The following is a 19,018-nucleotide window of genomic DNA, read 5'->3' as shown; positions in this document are numbered from 1 at the left end:
TGTAGCCATGCCCCCTGTAGAAGCTGCCGCAGGCTGCGATCTTTTGCTGTACCCGGATAGTAGCCCGAAACCCATCAAGCCTTGAGGCCAAACACCTCAGTCAGATGCTGCTCATAGCGCACTACATCATTGTCGATGTTCGGACGCTTCATTACGTCAACGCAGAGGAAGGTCGGCAGCGCGGTCATGCCCAGAAATTCGTTGGCCTTGTGGAACGGGAAGTACACGGCGTCCACGCCTTTGGCTTCGAAGAAATCCGTCGGGTCATCGAAGGCTTGCTGCGGCGCGTTCCAGGTCAGCGACAGCATGTATTGCTTGCCCTGAATCAGACCGCCGCTGCCGTACTTCTGCGAAGCATCGGAACGGGTGCGACCGTCGCTGGCGTAGAGGCTGCCGTGGCCTTCGGTGAAGACTTCGTCGATGTACTTTTTCACCGTCCACGGCGCGCCCATCCACCAGCCCGGCATCTGATAAATGATCACGTCGGCCCAGAGGAACTTGGCCACTTCTTCGGCAACGTCATAGCCCTCGTCGATAAACGTGGTCTTGACGTCGACACCGCCGCGATCGAGCACGCTCAGCGCGGTTTCGTGCAGGGTAGTGTTATAGCGGCCATCGGAGTGGGCGAATTTTTTACCGCCATTGAGCAACAGCACTTTCTTCATCGGAAAACCTCGGCGCAGCCTTCAAGGCTGGATTGAAACAGGAATTGGAATGGCGGCAGATTAACCATCGATCTCGCGCGGAAACAGCCACGTCGGCGCAAAATACATTTGATTAAAACGCACGAATCGATCACCAATTGTTGCCGTAGCATCGCCGCTTTCTGCATTCGAGGGAGTTGTGATGAGTGAACGCCAGGGTTTCATCCTGCACGCCAAGACCCGCCCGGAAAAAGCCGCCGAATTCGAAGCGCTGTTCCGTGCTTACGTGGAGCCGAGCCGCGCCGAACCGGGCTGCATCGAGTACCACATGCTGCGCGACCAGCAGGATCCGACGCTGTTTATCTTCTACGAGATCTGGGCCAGCCAGGCGCATCTGGATGAGCACTCGGCATTGCCGCACATGAAAGCGTTTTTCGCTAGGCGCATGGACTATCTGGAGCGCGATTTCGATATTCGCGCGATCGACATGCTCAGCGAATCCTCGGCTAGCCGCTGATCAGCAAATGGGCGCCGAGCGCGCCCAGTCCGATAAAGAACACGCGCTTGAACAGCATCGCACTGATGCGCTGACGCAACCATTGGCCAAGCCACATGCCGAGCATGGCCGGGATCAGCGCCAGCAGCGAGGCGCTCAATTCGCCACCGCCGAGTGCGCCGTGCCAGAACAGCCCGAGCGCCAGCGCCAGGGTCGAGACGGTGAAGGACAGGCCGAGTGCCTGCACCAGTTCATCGCGGCTCAGCCCCAACGCTTGCAAGTACGGCACCGCCGGAATCACGAAGACGCCGGTGGCGGAGGTGATGACGCCGGTGATCAGGCCACACAGCGGGCCGAGCCAGCGTTCATGACGCGGGTTGACGTGCAAAGTCGGCAGAAACAGTCCGCTCAATGCATACAGCAACAACGCCGCGCCAAGTCCGCGCACCACCCAATGGCCGCCGGCCATGCCGATCCACAGGGTGCCGATGCCGGTGCCGAGGAAGATCATCAGCAGCATCGGCCAGAGGCGTTTGATCAAGCTTTTCAAATGGCCACCGAAGGCCAGTTGCCAGAGGTTGGTCAGGGTCGCCGGGATGATCAACAGCGCGGCTGCCTGCGCCGGTGCCATAGCCAGACCGAGCAGGCCCATCGCGACAGTGGGCAGGCCGAGGCCGATCACGCCTTTGACCGTACCGGCGAGGAGGAAGGTGACGATGACCAGAACGGACAGGGTCAGGCCGAGGGTTTGGTAGAAGTCGGTCAGTGTGTGCATTGGGGTAATGTGCACTGATCCGGGCTGGGGGAAAATCTGCCATATACTGAGGCAGCCTCTTCCTGTGCAAGAGGCTGACATCGGCGTTGAGGCATCTGGCCTCTTCGCGAGCAGGCTCGCTCCCACACGGGATCTGCGCTGTACATGAGTCCCTGTGGAAGCGAGCCTGCTCGCGAAAGGGCCAGCCCAGCCACCGCAAAACCACAGGCAAACCCATGCACTTCGACCTCACCGACCTGCGCCTCTACCTGCACATTCTCGACACCGGCAACATCACTGCCGGCGCCGCCCGCAGCCACTTGTCCCTCGCCGCCGCCAGTGCCCGAATCCGCGCGATGGAAGCCTCGCTGGGCGCTGAATTCCTCGAGCGCGGCCGCCGTGGCGTCACCCCGACGCCTGCCGGCAAAGCCCTCGCCCGCCATGCGCGCATCCTTTTGCAACAGGCCGATCGCATGCAGCAGGATCTGGCCGATTACGCACAGGGCGTGAAAGGTCAGGTGCGGCTGTTGTGCAACACCACGGCGATCACCGAGTACCTGCCGGAAGTGCTCGCGGATTTCCTGCGCAGCCATCCCAACCTCGATATCGATCTACAGGAGCTGCCCAGCGCGCGGATTACCCATGCCTTGCGCGAAGGCGCAGCGGACTTGGGCATCGTCTCCGACGCGGTCGACACCAACGGCTTACAGACTCAAGCGTTTCGCGACGATCCGCTGGTGCTGATTCTGCCGCTCGATCACCCGTTGTCTGACGCCGCCGAGGTCAGTTTCAGCGACGCGTTGCAGCACGACTTTGTCGGACTCAGCGCCGACAGCGCATTGGCGATTTATCTGGAAGAACAGGCGCTGCACAGCGGCGCACGAATGCAGGTGCGCATTCGCGCCGATGGCTTTGATGGCGCAATGCGCATGGTCGCCCATGGCGCCGGCCTGGCCATCGTGCCGTTGGCCGCTGCCCAACGCGCGATGCTCGAGCAGTTCAAGTGCGTGATTCTGAATGAGCCATGGGCGCGTCGCACGTTGATGCTCTGCGCGAGAGACTTCGCCGCGCTGCCGGGTTATGCCCAGGCATTGTTACAAGCGCTCATCGCTGCGCGTTTCTGAGCACTCCGATGTCGACCCCAGACAACTGAGCGACAACCGGGCGCTATAGGGTGCGACTTCAATTCTCAAGTCCACCTGCCCGGAGTCCCCATGACCGCGACCGCCCCTATCACCGTTCTGCGCGACACTCACCCGCTGCCGGTACTCGACGCCTGCAAATGGGAGAAACTCGAAGGCGACCCGCACACCGTCAACCTCAACGCCTACACCAGCGAAGACGGCAGCAAGATCATGGGCACGTGGATCTGCACACCGGGCAAGTGGCGCGTCGATTATGTGAAGTGGGAGTACTGCCATTTCCAGGAAGGCTACTGCGTGATCACCCCGGACGGCATGGCGCCGATCCACCTGCGCGCCGGCGATATCTTCGTGGTTGAGCCGGGCATGAAGGGCACGTGGGAAGTGGTCGAGACCGTGCGCAAGTATTTCGTCTTCGCCTGATGCAAAAAGCCGGGAAATCACCCGACGTGATTTCCCGGCAAATGTCCCGGCGTTGCTAAAAACTGTGGCGAGGGGATTTATCCCCGCTCGACTGCGCAGCAGTCGCAACCCCTGAGCACGCGGTTCACCTGACACAATCCAGGGGGCTGCTGCGCAACCCAACGGGGATGAATCCCCTCACCACAAGGGCTAATCGCGATTACTGCGGCTTGCGATAGCTGTTGATGATCGCCGAGAAATCCTTCCCGCCGTCACCGCGCTGGCTCATCGCCTGATACAACTGCTGCGCCACCGCGCCGAGCACCACCGGCTGGTGCGCCTGCCGCGCCGCTTCCGTCGCCAGCCCGAGATCCTTGAGCATCAGTTCCGCGCCGAAACCACCGGTATAACCGCGCGAGGCCGGCGCCGTTTCGACGATGCCCGGCCACGGGTTGTACATCTCCGAACTCCAGCAGCGGCCGGTCGAGCTGTTGATGATTCCGGCCAGCACGCCGGTGTCGATCCCCAGCGCATCGCCCAACGCCATCGCCTCACTGACGCCAACCATCGAGATCGCCAGCAGCAGGTTGTTGCAGATCTTGGCGATCTGGCCAGTGCCGACTTCACCGCAATGGACGATGTTGCGGCCCATCTGCGCCAGCACCGGTTGCAGGGTGGCGAACAGTTCCGGGGTGGCGCCGACCATGAAGGTCAGCGTGCCGGCGGTCGCGCCGCCAGTGCCGCCGGAGACCGGCGCATCGGCCATGGCCACGCCGTGTTTGGCGGCGGCCGCTGCGACGTCGCGGGCGGTCTGCGGATCGATGGTGCTGCAATCCACCGCCGGCACGCCTTGGCGAATGCCGGCGAGCACGCCCTCTTCACCCAGCCAGACACTGCGCACGTGCACAGCCGCCGGGAGCATGGTGATCACCAGTTCGGCATCTTCCGCCGCCTCGCGGGCTGAAGCGCGGATGGTGCCGCCCAGTTGCTCGAGTTCCGCCAGCACGGTTTTGTTCAGGTCGACCAGATTCAGCGAGTGGCCGGCCTTGATCAGGTTGCGCGCCATCGGCGCGCCCATGTTGCCCAGCCCGATAAATGCGATTTTCATGATCGAATCCTCAGCGCAGGTTGATGGTGGTGTTCACGCCGTCGTTGACGCTGTCGTCGTCGAACCAGCGCGCCGTGACCGTTTTGGTCTGCGTGTAGAACTGCACCACTTGCTTGCCGTACGGGCCGAGGTCGCCGAGTTTCGAACCGCGCGAGCCGGTGAAGCTGAAGAACGGTACCGGTACCGGAATCGGGATGTTGATGCCGACCTGACCGACATCGATTTCAGTCTGGAATTTACGCGCCGCCGCACCGCTCTGGGTGAACAGGCCAGTGCCGTTGCCGAACGGATTGGCGTTGACCAGCGCGATCGCCTGATCGAGGGTGTCGACTTCCAGCACCACCAGCACCGGGCCGAAGATTTCCTGGGTGTAGATCTGCATGTCGGTGGTCACCCCGGAGAACAGGGTCGGGCCGACAAAGTTGCCCTGCTCGTAGCCCGGCACGCTGATGTCGCGACCGTCGAGTTCAAGCTTGGCACCTTCCTTGATGCCGCTTTCGATCAGTTCGAGAATCCGCGCCTTGGCCTTTTTCGAAATCACCGGACCGACATCGGTGCCCGGCTCGCTGCCAGCGTTGACCTTGAGTTTCTGCGCCAGCGCTTTCAGATCCGGCAGCCACTGTTTTGCGGCACCGACCAGCACCACCACCGACGTGGCCATGCAGCGTTGCCCGGCGGCACCGAAACCGGCACCGACCAAGGCATTCAGCGCTTGCTCGCGATTGGCATCCGGCAGCACTACAGCGTGGTTTTTTGCGCCCATCATCGACTGCACGCGTTTGCCGTGTTTGCCGGCCAGGTCATAAACGTGGGTGCCGACAGCGGTAGAACCGACGAACGACACGGCTTTGATGTCCTTGTGCGTGCACAGGCCGTCGACCACATCCTTGCCGCCGTGAACCACGTTGAGCACGCCAGCAGGGACGCCCGCTTCGATCGCCAGCTCCACCAGCAACATGGTCGACAGCGGATCCTGTTCCGAAGGCTTGAGCACGAAGGTGTTACCGCAGGCGATCGCCATAGGGAACATCCATAGCGGAATCATCGCCGGGAAGTTGAACGGCGTGATGCCAGCGCAGACGCCGATCGGCTGGCGCAGGGTGTAAGTGTCGACGCCGCCGGCGACGTTTTCGGCGAACTCGCCCATTTGCAGGGTGCCGATCGAGCACGCGTGCTCGACCACTTCCAGGCCTCGGAAAATATCGCCCTCGGCGTCAGCAATGGTCTTGCCTTGCTCGGCGCTGAGGACCACGGCGATGCGCTTGGAGTGCTCGCGGATCAGCGCTTGCAGCTTGAGCATGATGCGCATCCGCGCGCCGATCGGGGTCAGTTTCCAGGTCTGGAACGCTCGCTGCGCGGCGCTGACAGCGGCGTCGACCTCAGCGGCGGTGGCGAACGGAACCTTGGCCAGCACTTGCTGGGTGGCCGGGTTGACGATGTCGTGCCACTCGGTGGTCTGCGACTCGACCCACTCGCCGTCGATCAGCAGTTTGACCTTTTGCAGCGTGGTGTCATTGGGCGTAAGCGATGCGTTCATGCTGGTCTCCAGAACTTGTTTTTATCGTAGGAGCCAAGGCGAAAGGTTCGCCTTGAGATGAGGCGTGTGTCACGAATTGGTTGTCGGACTGTTTTTGGAGTATAGATGTGCAAACTTCTAATAAGAACGCACATATAAGCCCGACCATCATGCAAAAAAACATCACCTCGCTAGGCTCGCTGAACTGGGACGACCTGAAGTTTTTCCTTGAAGTCGCCCGCACCCGCAAGGCCAGCACCGCCGCCAAACGCCTGGCTGTCGACTACACCACGGTGTCGCGACGGATCAGCTCGCTGGAAGCGGCGCTGGGCACATTGCTGTTCGAAAAATCCCGCACCAGCGGTTTCGTCCTGACCACTGAAGGCCAGCGCTTGCTCGGTTATGCCGAGTCGATCGAAAGCACGTTGCACATGGCCTGCGAGCAAGTCTCGGGCTCGGGCGTTGCCCTGTCCGGGCACGTGCGCATGGGCTGCACCGAAGGCTTCGGCAGTTTCTTCATCACCCCGCAGTTGAGCCACTTCGTCGACGCCTACCCGGCAATCTCGGTGGACATCCTGCCGCTGCCGCACTTCATCAGCCTGTCCAAGCGCGAGGCCGACATCGTCATCGCCCTCGAGCGGCCGGAGCACGGGCCGTACGTCTGCTGCAAACTCTGCGACTACCGTTTGCAGCTGTACGCAACCCAGGACTATCTGGACAAACACCCACCGATCCGCCGCCCGGCCGACTTGAGCAAGCATCAATTCATCAGTTATGTGGACGACCTGGCGTTCAGCTCGGAGCTGCTCTACCTCGCCAACGTGCTGCCCGGCGCCAGCGCAAACTTGCGCAGCACCAGCGTGATCGCGCAATACGTCGCCGCGCAGCAGGGGCGCTCGCTGGCGATCCTGCCGTGCTTCCTCGCCGCGCAGGATCCACGATTGTTGCCGGTGTTGCCGGAGGAAATCGACATCACCCGGCAGTTCTGGATGTACTGCCGGGAGGATTTGCGCAAGTTGAAGCGGATTACCTTGTTGTGGGATTACATTCGCGAGGTGACTGAGCGTAATCAGGCGCTGTTGATGGGGGAAACGCGGGAGATGCGCTTTGCCGATTAGTCGGCGCTGACCACAATCGACACCCGGCGATTTTCCGTGCGCCCCGCTGCGGTGTCGTTGGAAGCCACCGGTTCGCTGCTGCCCAGGCCTTGCAGCTGGATGTTTTCCGGCTTCATGCCGACCGTGCCGAGGACGTTGGCAACGCTCTTGGCCCGACGCAGCGACAGTTGCTGATTGTAGGTTTCCTTGCCCGACGCATCGGTGTGGCCATCTACCCGAACGCGCTCGATCCCCACGCCGAGCAGCGCCTTGCCGATGCGTTCGACGATTTCCGTGCTGGCTGCGTTCAGGCTTTCAACATCGCTACCAAACAGCACTTTGCCCGACAGGCCGAACTCCCAACCGTCGTCGGTCAACTCGAAACCCTGCTGTTTGAGCACGGCAACCTGCGCCGGCGTCAGGCCCTTTTGCGGGGCGGTCTGGCAACCGCTCAGGGTCAGCGCGGTGATCAGCAGCAATGCGGAAAACAGTCGAAAGGGAAGTTTGAACACGGGCATCAGCTCCTGGTGTGAACGGAATCGACCGGGCGCTCCGACCCGGCGGTGAATTGCGCGCCGCGCGACAGGCGCTTGGCCTGATACATCGCCGCGTCGGCTGCATTGAGCAAGGCACCCGGCGTGGCGCCATGATCGGGGTAAACGGCGATGCCGATACTCAGCGAGGTCACTACACTGCTGTCGCCGGGCAGGGTGATCGGCATGTCCATGCTGGCGAGAATCTTGTCTGCGATGTGCTCAGCGTCTTCGACCGTGTGCAGCGGCGCGAGCAGCACGGCGAACTCGTCGCCACCCAGCCGCGCGACCAGATCATCCTCGCGCAATTGCGCTCGCACTCGATTGGCGATCGCCACCAGCACTGCGTCGCCCGAGGCGTGGCCGAAGTTATCGTTGATGCCTTTGAAGCGGTCGCTGTCGAGAAACAGCACGGCGACCCGCTCATCGTGTTTTTTGCCGTTGCGCAAGGCGCGCATCAAGCGGCCTTCGAAAAACGCGCGGTTGGGCAAACCGGTGAGGCTGTCGTGGGTCGCTTGGTGAGCGAGAGTTTCGTTTTCGTTTTGCAGATGGGTTTGCCACGACTCGAGTTCGCCGAGCAAGGCATTGAAGTCGTTGCCCAGGTTATCCAGTTCAGCGATTTGCGCCGGCGGCACGCGCCGATCCAGCGCTCGTTCGCTACGGGCGGCGTGGGCGACGGCGGCGAGGCTGTGTAACGGGCCGATGATCGCGCGCAACTGCCGCCGCGCCAGATAAAGCGCGACCCAGGCGCTGATCGCGGTGCAGAGCACAATCCCGGCCAGGCCGCTGAGCAGGAAGCGCATCAGGCTGCCGCCGTGACCGATGAGCAGGACCCGACCGATTTCACGGTCCTGATGCTCAATCGGCAGGCTGACCGGTTTTTCCAGAATGGCGCGGGTGATCTGCATTTCCAGCTCGGAGAACAAACCGGTCTCAGCGCGCTGCCATTGCGCGATCAATTGGCCTTGCGCGTCCAGCACTCGGGCGTCTGCCACTTCCTCCGTGGAAGCGATGATCGCCAGCGCCTCGGTTGCCGCCGCTTTGTCATTGAACACGACGGCTGCTTCGACGGTGTAGCTGATCGAACGGGCGATCAAATGCAGGTTGTGGTCGGCATACACCCGCAGCGCCAGCACGCCCAGCAAGGTCAGCGAAACACTGGCCATCGCCACCGCCACCAGCGCGACAATCAAATGTCCACGGCCGATGACCGAGCCAAGAGTGGGGCGAGCCTTCCAACTGAACAGCTTCATGGCGCTGCCGCTTTGCGACGGGACAACTGCAACACGCTGGGGTGTATGCGCACACCACTGCGAGCCACGGAGTCGAGATTGACCTCGAATGACACTTGCTCATCGCCAACGCGCAGGCAGAACAGACTGCCGACGGTGCATTGATCGTCTGCTTCGCTGATGCTCAGCACCGGGTGCCCGATCAACGATGCAAACAGACGACTGCGTTCATCGGCGGTGAGCTTGCCGATGTACACCGCATCGCATTCGCTGACGATGCCCGGGTTGTCCGCCAGCAGACGCCGCACAGCCACCGGCCGGCCCGTGGCTTGGGTGGTGCCTTTGACCAAGTCATCGGTGTATTCGGTGGGGCCGACGATGCACAGGCGCAACTGCGCCGGTTCCACCGGCCAGCGTGCATAGCTGAGAATGCCAAGCACCACTTGCGTGACCGCTTTGGCCCGTTGCTCGGCCGGCCCGGTTTGCGCTTGGGCGATGGCGCTGCCCGTGAACAACCAGAGCAAAACGATCAGCAATGCGTGCTGGCAGGCCACCACACGCTGTGTCGCCCAGACGGCCACCTTCATGGAGGGATTCTCTTGGAGCGTAACGAAATGATGCCGCAACGATAGCACAGCGCCAGAACACCAGCGAGGCGCCTGCCTCTGACCGGTTGGTCAGTAATCGTTGCCGATCATCCAGCGGTTCATCCCCGAAGCTCGGCACCCTCCTCCAGCTCCAACATCAGCCCGCTCAGCCGCTTGACCTTGCGCAGCACCGCCTCCTCAAACACACCGGCACGCGGCTCGATCAAGGTGAACCAGTGCCGGGCGCGAGTGATTCCGGTGTAGATCAGTTCCTTGGTCAGCACGGGGTTCAACGCATCCGGCAGGATCAGCGCCGTGTGGGCGAACTCCGAGCCCTGGGATTTGTGTACCGTCATGGCGTACACGGTTTCGACATCATTGAGCCGACTCGGCAACACGAAGCGCACGCCGCCCTGTCCATCGTTACGCGGGAAGGCCACGCGCAGAACGGTTTTGCCGATCTCTGCGCCTTCACGCTCGGGCAGTTTCAGGGCGATGCCGATGTCGCCGTTCATCAGGCCCAGACCATAGTCGTTACGAGTCATCAGCACCGGCCGACCTTCATACCACTGCTGATCGCTCTCGATCAGACGCGCCTTGAGCAACGCAGCGGTGATGCGCTGGTTCAGACCTTCAACGCCCCACGGCCCTTTGCGCACCGCGCACAGCAACTGGAACGTATCGAACGCCTGCAAGACTTCCCGCGCCCAATCCGTCCAGTCCGCATGCTCAAGAGGCCGCGTCGATGGTGGACGCTGATCGCGCAGTACGCTCAGGTAATGGCGGTAACCTTGCGGGCCATTGCCGTGACCTTCGAGCAGCAGGCGTTCGAGCTTGTGATCGTGCTCGCCTTTGAGCGGCAGCGAATACACGTCGTCGTAGCTGCCGGCCGCGAGCAACTGTCGCGCTTCATCGGCCAATTGCTGATTGACCCGGCGCGCGAGCTGACCGATGCCGCTGCCCTCGCCGAAGCGGCGCGAGTGCCGCAGCATCACCACTTGTTGCGCCAGCGGATGGGTGCCGTCGCGGTCCTCACGCAAACCACTGCCCTGCAACGACTCGCCACTGACTGACTCCAGCCATTGCCGCGTCTGCGGGTTGTACCAACCGCCCTCGGCGTCACGGCACAGATCGCCCAGCACCGCACCGGCCTCTACCGAGGCCAGTTGATCCTTATCGCCCAGCAATACCAACCGCGCATGGGCCGGCATGGCGTCGAGGAGGTTGGCCATCATTTCCAGGTCGATCATCGAAGCTTCGTCGACCACCAGCACATCCAGCGGCAGGCGGTTGCCGGCATGGTGACGGAAATGCCGGGTGCCCGGTCGACTGCCGAGCAAACGGTGCACGGTGGTCACATCGCTGGGGATCGCCGCGCGCACCGCTTCGGCGACTTGCAGTGATTGCACTTGCTGACTGATCGACTCGGTCAAACGTGCAGCGGCCTTGCCGGTCGGGGCGGCCAGACGAATGCGCAGCGGATGGCCAGCCTCGACGGCCGGTGCCTGCAGCAACGCGAGCAAGCGCACCACCGTAGTGGTTTTCCCCGTGCCCGGGCCGCCAGTGATTATGCTGAAGGCGCTGCGCGTAGCGAGAGCACAGGCGAGTTTCTGCCAATCGATGACAGCTGCGGGTTCCGCGCCGCCGAACAATCCATTGAGGCGCTGCGGCAGGTCATCTGGCGTCGGCTCCTGTTGCATCAAGCGTTGGCGCAACGCTGCATCGATGCGGCGTTCGTAGGTCCAGTAGCGGCGCAAGTACAGGCGTTTCGAGGACAGCACCAACGGGCGTGTCTGCGCTGTGTCACTGGCATCAGCGGCCAGCGCGACCAGCGAGCTGCTTGCCAGCACTTTGCACCAATGGGCTCCATCGAGCGTTTCGAGCAATTGCGAAGGCAGCAACAACACACCGCCCTGCACATCGCCTTCGGGCGGCAGTGACAGGGCAAAATCCGGCGCCTTGAGGGTTTCGAACAAATCCAGACACACATGACCATGGCCGAGCTGGTGACTGGTCAACGCCGCCGCCAGCAGCACCAACGGGTCGGTCTCGGGCTCGAGTTCATACAGAAAAGCGACAAAGGCGCGGTCCAGCGCGCGCAGCCAACCGCGCTCGACCCAACGGCTAAGCAACAACAGCAAATCATCGGCGCGGGTCAGCGGCGAGAGTTTCGACAGGCTGTCCGCTTCCAGCGGTGTCGGCAGCAGATCGGCGAATGTGCGGCTCATAGCAGGACTCCCTGTTCCCAGGCGGGCTCGGACTTGGGTTCGGGTTTGCCCTGGAACATCCGGTCGAGGCGTTCGATCAATTCCCGTGGTGGACGCACGAAGTACACGCCGTGATTTTCCGCACGCGTACCGCGCAGAAACAAATACAGCGCCCCACCGACATGGCGGTCGTAATCGTAATCCGCCAGCCGCGCCTGCAACTGGCGATGCAACGCCAGCAGATATAGCACGTATTGCAAGTCGTAACGGTTGTCGAGGATCGACTGTTCCATCGCCTGCACGGTGTAGGCCTGATCATCCACGCCGAGCCAGTTGGATTTGTAATCGGCGACGTAATAACGGCCAGCGTGCTCGAAGGTCAGGTCGATAAAGCCCTTGAACATGCCGTTGAGTTGTACCGGCTCCGCCGCCACCCGGGCGACGCCATTGTGGGTGTGCTGGCGCACCTGTTCATCGAGCTTGAGCACGTCGACTTTGTGGCTGGCGAACCAGAACTCCATCTCGACGCGGTATTGCTTCAGTTGCTCAAGAACCACCGGCGGTTGCCCGCCAGCGATCGGCAACGGCGACTTGAGCAAATGCTGCAGCCAGTCAGTCAGCGTGGTAATCCAGCCTTGCCAGCCGCGCAGGTTGCAACGCCGGGCAATCGCATCTTCCAGCGCTTCGCGGGTAACCGAAAAACCTTCAGCGCCCGCCCATTCGAGCAAGCCATGCAGAAAGGTGCCGGGATTGGGGCCACGGGGAAAACGGTGGATATCGGCGCCACCGCTGATGATTTCGCGGGGTGCGTCGGGATCGAGGCGCTCGTCGTCGAAGAGCTTTTGTGCCTGCGGACTGTCCGGTGCTTCATCGCTGCCGATGCTCATTATGTCGCTGATGCGCAGGGCGCTGTACGACGCGATCCACCAGTTTTCACTGGCTTTGCGCTTGGGCCGTAGCGTCGCTCGCAGCACTGCTTCATTGCGCGGCGGCTGGTAATGCTCATCAGTGGGCTGAGGCATTTCGCCGATGCCAATCGCCGCGCAGTCCTGCTGCAGATCCCGCAGCCAGCGATTCAATTCGCTGGACTCGCCCAAAGCGGCACCGCCACCGAGCAAATAACCCAACGCCGACAGGTGCAACACCGAGCTGTTGTTATTGCCGCGCTTGAGATCGGTGACGCCCAGCCAGCAGGCATGCTGCGCGCGCGTTAATGCGACATACAGAAGGCGCAGATCTTCGGCCAGACGCTCATCGTCAGCCAGGGCGATCAACTCGGGAGTCGGCTTGAGGCTGATCTGCGCCTTGCCCGCAGCGTCGTGGTAATGCAGCGGCAAACGGCTGCCATCCACCGGTTTCGCCGAGCAAATGAATGGCAGGAATACCAGCGGATATTCCAGACCCTTGGATTTGTGGATGGTCACCACTTTGACCAGTTGCTCGTCGCTTTCCAGACGCAGAATCTGCTCTTCACCGGCCTGACCGGACAGTGCCAGCAGCTCGGCCAGATGGCGGATCAGCGCTTGCTCGCCGTCCAGTTCAGCGGCGGCTTGCTGCATCAGTTCCGAGAGGTGCAAAAGGTTGGTCAGCACGCGCTCGCCGTCACTGCGCTGCATCAGGGTCTGCGGCAAATGGAAATCGTGAAGCAGGCGGCGCAACATCGGTAACACGCCCTGTTTGCGCCAGAGCTCGCGATAGCCGCGGAACTGCATGACCCGGGCTTCCCAGACCATTTCATCCTGGTTCAGGCGCTCCAGCTCGATCAGCGGCAGGTTCAAGGTGGTGCAGGCCAGCGCAGCCTTGAGCGAGCGTTCGACATCGGGTTCGGCGCAAGCCTTCAGCCACGCCAGAAGGTCGTGCGCCTCTTGCGCGGCAAATACGGAATCCTTGTCCGAGAGATAAACGCTGCGCACCCCTCTGGCGGCGAGTTCGGCGCGTACGGCCTGGGCCTCTTTACCGTCGCGGACGAGGATCGCGATGTCCGAAGGACGCAGACCTCTGAAGTCATCTTCCTGAACGAAACCAGCGCTGCCGGTCTGCCCGCCATTGAGCAGTGCGGTGATCTGACTGGCACAGGCCGCGGCCATTTGCTGGCGATAGACCGCGCCGGACAGCGGCTGATCGCCAGACAATAGCCAGACATTCAGTGCCGCGACGTCTTGCCCGGCAATCCGCAGCGTTTCCTTGCGCCCCTGAGACTCGACCGGGAGGAACGGCACCGGGTTTTCGCCGGTTTTCTCGCGAAACAAAAACGCGCCGCGTCCTTGCTCTCGGGACTCGGCGCGTTCGAATACGTGATTAACCGCTGTGACCATGCCGTGGCTGGAGCGGAAGTTGGTGCCTAGTGTATGCAAACGGCCGGTAGTGGCCTGACGTGCGCGCAGATAGGTGTAGATGTCGGCACCACGAAAGGCATAGATCGCCTGCTTGGGGTCGCCGATCAGGAACAGGCCGGTGTCAGGGTGATTGTCTTCGATGCGGTAAATGCTCTCGAAGATGCGGTACTGAACCGGGTCGGTGTCCTGGAATTCGTCGATCAGCGCGACCGGGAACTGCTCGCGGATCAGCGTTGCCAGACGCTCGCCGCCCTCCGATTGCAGCGCGGCATCCAGACGCAACAGCATGTCGTCGAATCCCATTTCTGCGCGGCGACGCTTCTCTTCTTCGAAGCGTGCACCGACCCACTTGGCAGCGTGTTGCAGAACAGCGGCATCGGGCGTCGGCAATGCGTCGAGGCTCGACTTCAGTGCGGACATGGCGTCCAGCCCCGGATGACTCGGGGCCTGGCCTTTCCAGGCCTCGGCCATGCCTTCGGGTGTCAGACGGGTGAAGCCGGTGCCAATGTCCAGCTGCTCAAGCGCCTCGTCTGCGGCCCAGGTCTTGAGCTTGTCGAACCAGGGCTCGAAATAACGCGCCTGCATCTTGCGGCCATCGACGGTTTTGCTGGCCACGCCTTCATGGCAGAGCGCGAGCAGTTCGTCTGCCCAATCACGCCAAGGCGCTTTCAGTTCGACCAATGCTGCTCGCCGCTCCAGCAAACATTCGGCGATCAGCTCCGCAGGCACCTTGCCTTCATCGGTGTCACGCTCGCTGGCGAACAAGCCACGTACGCGAGGCAACAACGCTGCGGGGCCACCCCAGTTGCTGCGCACCCAGTTCAGCGCATCGCCCTGCATCGCGTAACAGAACAGTCGCCAGTAATCGCGCAGCACCTCGCCGAGCAAATCGCTGTGATCGGTTTCCAGCGACTGCGTGAACAGGCTGCCACTGTCGAAGGCATGCTCACGCAGCATGCGCTGACACCAGCTGTGAATGGTCGAGACGGCGGCTTCGTCCATCCACTGCGCGGCGATATCGAGGCGGTTGGCACAGCCCGGCCATTGCTGCGGATCGAACTGTTCGCGCAGCTCGGCGATCAGTCCGTCCGGGGCAACAATTTCGTCGCGGAAGAACCGCGCGGCCTCAGCCAAGCGTGTCCGAATGCGTTCACGCAGCTCTTTGGTGGCAGCGTCGGTAAACGTCACTACGAGGATCTGCGGCGGCAGCAGTTCGCGTGCGAAACCGCTTGTCTCCCCGCCATGACCGAGAATCAGCCGCAGATAAAGTGCCGAGATCGTAAAGGTTTTGCCGGTGCCGGCGCTTGCCTCGATCAACTGACTGCCGCGCAACGGGAAGGCCAGAGCCAACGGTGTTTTGGTACTCATGCGCGCGCACCTTCGCTGGACAAGGAACGCCACGGCGCTTCGAATAATGGGCGGTACAACGCGTCGCACCAGCCGGTGAAGGTTTCGTCTGCCAACAGTGCATCGAAATCGGGATATTGCCGGAGCAGTGCCGGGCTTTCACGCCGCTCGCCGTTGCTGGTCTGGCCGTCACCGTCATAGGCTTTTCGCGCAGCGGCTTCGGCTTTGACCGGGTCAGTTTGAGACAACCAGGCGAACGCGGTTTTTATCGCAATCGGCAAGGGTTGGCGCATGCCTGATTGCCAGGCAAGAAGCAGGTCACCGAGCAAACGCAACGCTCGGTCTCGCTCCATTGGCTCCAGCAACAACGTGTCGTCACTGGCGACCAATGCCGTGGTCAGCGCATGCTCGCTGGCGCAGGCGACCAGATGGGTAACCCACGATTTGGTCAGCCGATGCCACTTGCGAGTTTTGATCGAGCCGATGCTGTTGGGAATGGTCGTGACCGACAGCAGACCGCCATCGGCGCGTTGATGCAGGTTTGCGAGCCAGCCCTCCAGCCGCGAACCCTGCAGGTCGAGACTGACCGGGATCGCACTGGTCAATGGCGTCGGCCATAACGTCAGCAACTGTTGATAACGCTGCAGAAGATCCGGTAGCGGTCCGATCAGTTCATGCTGTAGGCATTCGCCAAAACCGGCCATAGGCAGCAGACCACTGTTTTGCAGGCGCAGCGCCCGGGCTTGCAGCGCCTGATCGATATTGTCCGGCTGGCTGAGTGCGGCTTCCAGCAAGCTGTCGCTGAGCGTGTAGCGCTGCAGCGCGTCCAGCACAAAAGGTTCTTCATCGGCCAGCGGTGCTTGCGCGGCCTCGAAATACACCTTCAGGCGTTGAGTGAAAAAATGCCGAACCGGGTTCCGCAGAAAGTCCTGCAGCAATGCCAGCGTCAGCGGTTCCTCTTGAACATATGGCGCGAGTAAGGGTGCTTCACTTAGCTGCGCTTTCTCTTGATGCAACACCTGCCACTCGCTGGCGTAGCTGAACAGTTGCTCGCCTTCGTGGAAATAGCGGGCGCTGAAAGGTTGCAGGGGATGTTCTTCGGTCAGCGCGTCTAACAGATCCTGGCTTGGGTCGATTGAACGCCAGCCGCTGGCGAGGTGATCGCGCAACTGGCCGATGAGCACCGAGGCAGGTCGTTCGCTGTTGTCGCGAATGCTGCGACCGACCCAACTGATATAGAGCTGAGTGCGTGCGGATAACAGCGCTTCGAGTAACAGGTAACGATCGTCTTCACGTCGTGAGCGATCCCCAGGTCGGTAATCGCTGCCCATCAGATCGAAGTCCAGCGGCGGCTGCGCGCGCGGATAATCGCCGTCGTTCATGCCCAGCAGACATACCAGCTTGAAAGGAATGGCACGCATCGGCATCAAGGTGCAGAAATTCACCGCACCGGCGAGGAATCGTTGCGACAAACGGCCCTGATCCAGCCCGGCGAGCCAGGCTTCGCGCACGACAGTCAGCGGCAGTTCGTCAGTCAGCCCGACCGCCTCGCAGGTCTCGAGCCAGGTTTCGCGAAGCTCCTCCAACTGGGTCAGCAGGTAGTCGTCGTGCTCGTTGCTCGCCTGAAAGAACACCTGCATCAGCGCCTGCAAACGCAGCCCCCACTCTTTCGGTTGAGCCGGTTGCGTGAGTTGCCGATGAGCGATTTCCAGGGCATCCAGCAGAGCCACCAGTGGACCGATCAGGGCAGCATCAAGCCCACCAATTTCGTCGTAAGGCTCGATACCTGCACATGCGTCGGCACTGCCGACGGCGTAGCCCAGCAGCATTCGGCGCAGGCCGAAATGCCAGCTGTTCTGCTCCAGTTCCTCCGGCAAACCGAGACCGGCCCGTTGCTCGGCACTCATGCCCCAACGCACGCCGGCGCCTTCGATCCAGCGATGCAAAGTTGGCAGGTCGCGCTCCTCTACGCCAAAGCGAGCACGCAGAGCCGGGACATCGAGCAGGTCGAGGATCTCACTGACCGGGAAACGGCTGTCCGGGAGTTTGAGCAGGTGCTCGACTGCGATTAGTAATGGATCACGTCCTCGCTGGCCCTGGTCCGCCAAAGTGAACGGAATGAAGCGCGGGTCAAATCGATCGAGCTGACCGAAAACCGCGCGGATATGCGGCGCATAGCTGTCGATATCAGGGACCATCACGATCACGTCCCGTGGGCGTAGAGCCGGGTCAGCGCTGAAGCGCGCCAGGAGTTGATCGTGCAGGATTTCGACTTCGCGCTGGGCACTGTGGGCGATGTGAAACCGGATCGATTGGTCCTGCGTCAGGTCGACAGCGGGCCAGAGCTCACGAGTCTCGTTGAGGGGGCGCAATTCGAGGATGTCGTCCTGCAGCTGGTTAAGCATGTTGTGGGGCTGGGCTTCGCTGAACAGGTCGATGCGTCCGTCACGAAAGGCTGCGCGGTAGCTGTTGGGATCGTCGTAGCTATCGAGCAGGTTGATATAGTCGCGACCTTGCTTGCCCCAAGCGGCCAGCAACGGATGTGCGTGCTGATGCAGGGTCTCGGCATCAAGTACAACTGGCATCCCGCTTTTACGTTGTTGGCGCTTGTATTGATGTCGCAGCAGATCCTTGTCGGCGACGATATCGGCCCAGTGATGGCGACAGGGGTTGTGTACGCAAAGCAGAACCTGACTGAAGCGCGCCAGACCGGCGAGCGCTTCAAGTACCTGCGCGGGTAGCGAAGAAATACCAAAAACAATCACACGCGGTGGCAGTGAAGCCGGAGCCTCATCAAGGGTGTTGATGCGCTCCATGAAACGTTGATGGACGCCGGCACGACTCTGCGCCATGCCTTGTTCGCCGACGTCATCCAGCAGCGCTCGCCACAACTCGGCCTGCCAGCAACTGGTCGGTGGCAGAGGTTTGATTTCACCTCGCACATTGCGCAGTTGGTGGCGGCCTTCCGCCCAATCTTCCAGCCAGTCGGCCCGGTAGACCTGATATTGGTCAAACAGGTCGGCCAGACGCTCTGACAATTGATAGCGCTTGCGCAGATCGCTGTCGTGGGTGAGGAAGCGTTGCAGCGGCTCGAAATGGGCGCGGTCGATTACCTGTGGCAAGAGACGCATCAGGCGCCAGGTCAGCGGGGCTTTGTCGAGCAGGGATTTAGCCGGAATTTCTTCTCGTCCCAATACCATGCGATAGAGCTGCCACATGAAACTGCCGGGTAGTTGCACGTCAATCGCCGCAGCGATTCCGCAACCGCCAAGGTCGTCGTCTTCGGGATCCTCAGCCAATGCCAGTTTGAGCCATTGGGCGATGCCGTTGCTTTGTACCAAAGCGATTTCGTTCTCCAAGGGTGCGAGTGGATAGCGCCGCATGATGCTGACCACAAGGCTGCGCAGCTCATCGAGACTGTTACTCTGAACCACCATGAATGCAGCGTTGAGGGACTGGGCGTCCGACATATGGATTCCTTGGAAAATCGCTAAAGCCGAGGCAGAACCTTAGCATTGTCGGCCGGCTGTGACAGCCGGACGAGGTCTGCGAAGGCTGTAAGAACTTTCTCGCAGGCAAAACAAAACCCCAACTGCTTTCGCAATTGGGGTTTCGGA

At 61.6% G+C, this 19,018-nt stretch carries 14 protein-coding genes; 4 read left to right on the top strand and 10 right to left on the bottom strand.

The window, feature by feature from the left end:
- Window positions 1-74: 74 nt before the first annotated feature.
- Entirely contained in the window at window positions 75-665 is a 591-nt protein-coding gene (locus tag D8U61_RS16955) for an NAD(P)H-dependent oxidoreductase (RefSeq protein ID WP_016771795.1), read from the bottom strand.
- A gap of 181 nt (window positions 666-846) precedes the next feature.
- Here D8U61_RS16955 and D8U61_RS16950 point away from each other — a divergent pair, with 181 nt between their 5' ends.
- Window positions 847-1,161 (top strand): putative quinol monooxygenase, encoded by a 315-nt coding sequence (locus D8U61_RS16950; protein ID WP_130927351.1) that lies wholly within the window; start codon window positions 847-849, stop codon window positions 1,159-1,161.
- Here D8U61_RS16950 and D8U61_RS16945 read toward each other — a convergent pair.
- Window positions 1,151-1,915 (bottom strand): sulfite exporter TauE/SafE family protein, encoded by a 765-nt coding sequence (locus tag D8U61_RS16945; protein ID WP_130927350.1) that lies wholly within the window; start codon window positions 1,913-1,915, stop codon window positions 1,151-1,153. The two genes, D8U61_RS16950 and D8U61_RS16945, sit on opposite strands and share 11 nt — an antisense overlap.
- A gap of 215 nt (window positions 1,916-2,130) precedes the next feature.
- Between D8U61_RS16945 and D8U61_RS16940 the strand changes: the two genes are divergently transcribed.
- Window positions 2,131-3,018 (top strand): LysR family transcriptional regulator, encoded by an 888-nt coding sequence (locus D8U61_RS16940; RefSeq protein ID WP_130927349.1) that lies wholly within the window; start codon window positions 2,131-2,133, stop codon window positions 3,016-3,018.
- Window positions 3,019-3,108: 90 nt separating this feature from the next.
- Entirely contained in the window at window positions 3,109-3,459 is a 351-nt protein-coding gene (locus D8U61_RS16935; protein WP_016770579.1) for a cupin domain-containing protein, read from the top strand.
- A 199-nt stretch (window positions 3,460-3,658) separates the two neighbouring features.
- On the opposite strand, the gene mmsB is transcribed toward D8U61_RS16935, so the two are convergent.
- Complete coding sequence (mmsB, locus tag D8U61_RS16930) at window positions 3,659-4,546, bottom strand: 3-hydroxyisobutyrate dehydrogenase (RefSeq protein WP_016770578.1); 888 nt, start codon at window positions 4,544-4,546, stop codon at window positions 3,659-3,661.
- Window positions 4,547-4,556: 10 nt separating this feature from the next.
- The gene (locus tag D8U61_RS16925; protein ID WP_024011486.1) at window positions 4,557-6,083 is read right to left on the bottom strand and encodes a CoA-acylating methylmalonate-semialdehyde dehydrogenase; all 1,527 of its coding nucleotides are present in this window, start codon (window positions 6,081-6,083) and stop codon (window positions 4,557-4,559) included.
- 149 nt (window positions 6,084-6,232) lie between these two features.
- On the opposite strand from D8U61_RS16925, the gene D8U61_RS16920 reads away from it, so the two are divergent.
- Window positions 6,233-7,180, top strand: coding sequence for a LysR family transcriptional regulator (locus D8U61_RS16920; protein WP_016771799.1), 948 nt, complete (start codon window positions 6,233-6,235; stop codon window positions 7,178-7,180).
- On the opposite strand, the gene D8U61_RS16915 is transcribed toward D8U61_RS16920, so the two are convergent.
- From D8U61_RS16915 to recC, 6 genes are all read right to left on the bottom strand, one after another.
- Complete coding sequence (locus tag D8U61_RS16915) at window positions 7,177-7,677, bottom strand: OmpA family protein (protein WP_177433344.1); 501 nt, start codon at window positions 7,675-7,677, stop codon at window positions 7,177-7,179. The two genes, D8U61_RS16920 and D8U61_RS16915, sit on opposite strands and share 4 nt — an antisense overlap.
- Window positions 7,677-8,945 (bottom strand): diguanylate cyclase, encoded by a 1,269-nt coding sequence (locus D8U61_RS16910; protein ID WP_110603516.1) that lies wholly within the window; start codon window positions 8,943-8,945, stop codon window positions 7,677-7,679. Before D8U61_RS16910 ends, D8U61_RS16915 begins: the two co-directional genes overlap by 1 nt.
- Window positions 8,942-9,511, bottom strand: coding sequence for a YfiR family protein (locus tag D8U61_RS16905; RefSeq protein WP_024011482.1), 570 nt, complete (start codon window positions 9,509-9,511; stop codon window positions 8,942-8,944). Before D8U61_RS16905 ends, D8U61_RS16910 begins: the two co-directional genes overlap by 4 nt.
- Window positions 9,512-9,630: 119 nt before the next feature.
- Window positions 9,631-11,739, bottom strand: coding sequence for an exodeoxyribonuclease V subunit alpha (recD, locus tag D8U61_RS16900; protein ID WP_130927347.1), 2,109 nt, complete (start codon window positions 11,737-11,739; stop codon window positions 9,631-9,633).
- On the bottom strand, window positions 11,736-15,422 hold the full coding sequence (gene recB, locus D8U61_RS16895; RefSeq protein WP_130927346.1) for an exodeoxyribonuclease V subunit beta: 3,687 nt from the start codon (window positions 15,420-15,422) through the stop codon (window positions 11,736-11,738). Before recB ends, recD begins: the two co-directional genes overlap by 4 nt.
- Entirely contained in the window at window positions 15,419-18,871 is a 3,453-nt protein-coding gene (gene recC, locus D8U61_RS16890) for an exodeoxyribonuclease V subunit gamma (protein ID WP_130927345.1), read from the bottom strand. The genes recB and recC overlap by 4 nt, the downstream gene beginning before the upstream one ends.
- Window positions 18,872-19,018: the final 147 nt, after the last annotated feature.

Source organism: Pseudomonas sp. Sample_14 (genome assembly GCF_004307515.1).
GTDB lineage: Bacteria > Pseudomonadota > Gammaproteobacteria > Pseudomonadales > Pseudomonadaceae > Aquipseudomonas > Aquipseudomonas atacamensis.
This window is presented reverse-complemented; position numbering and strand designations above follow the sequence as displayed.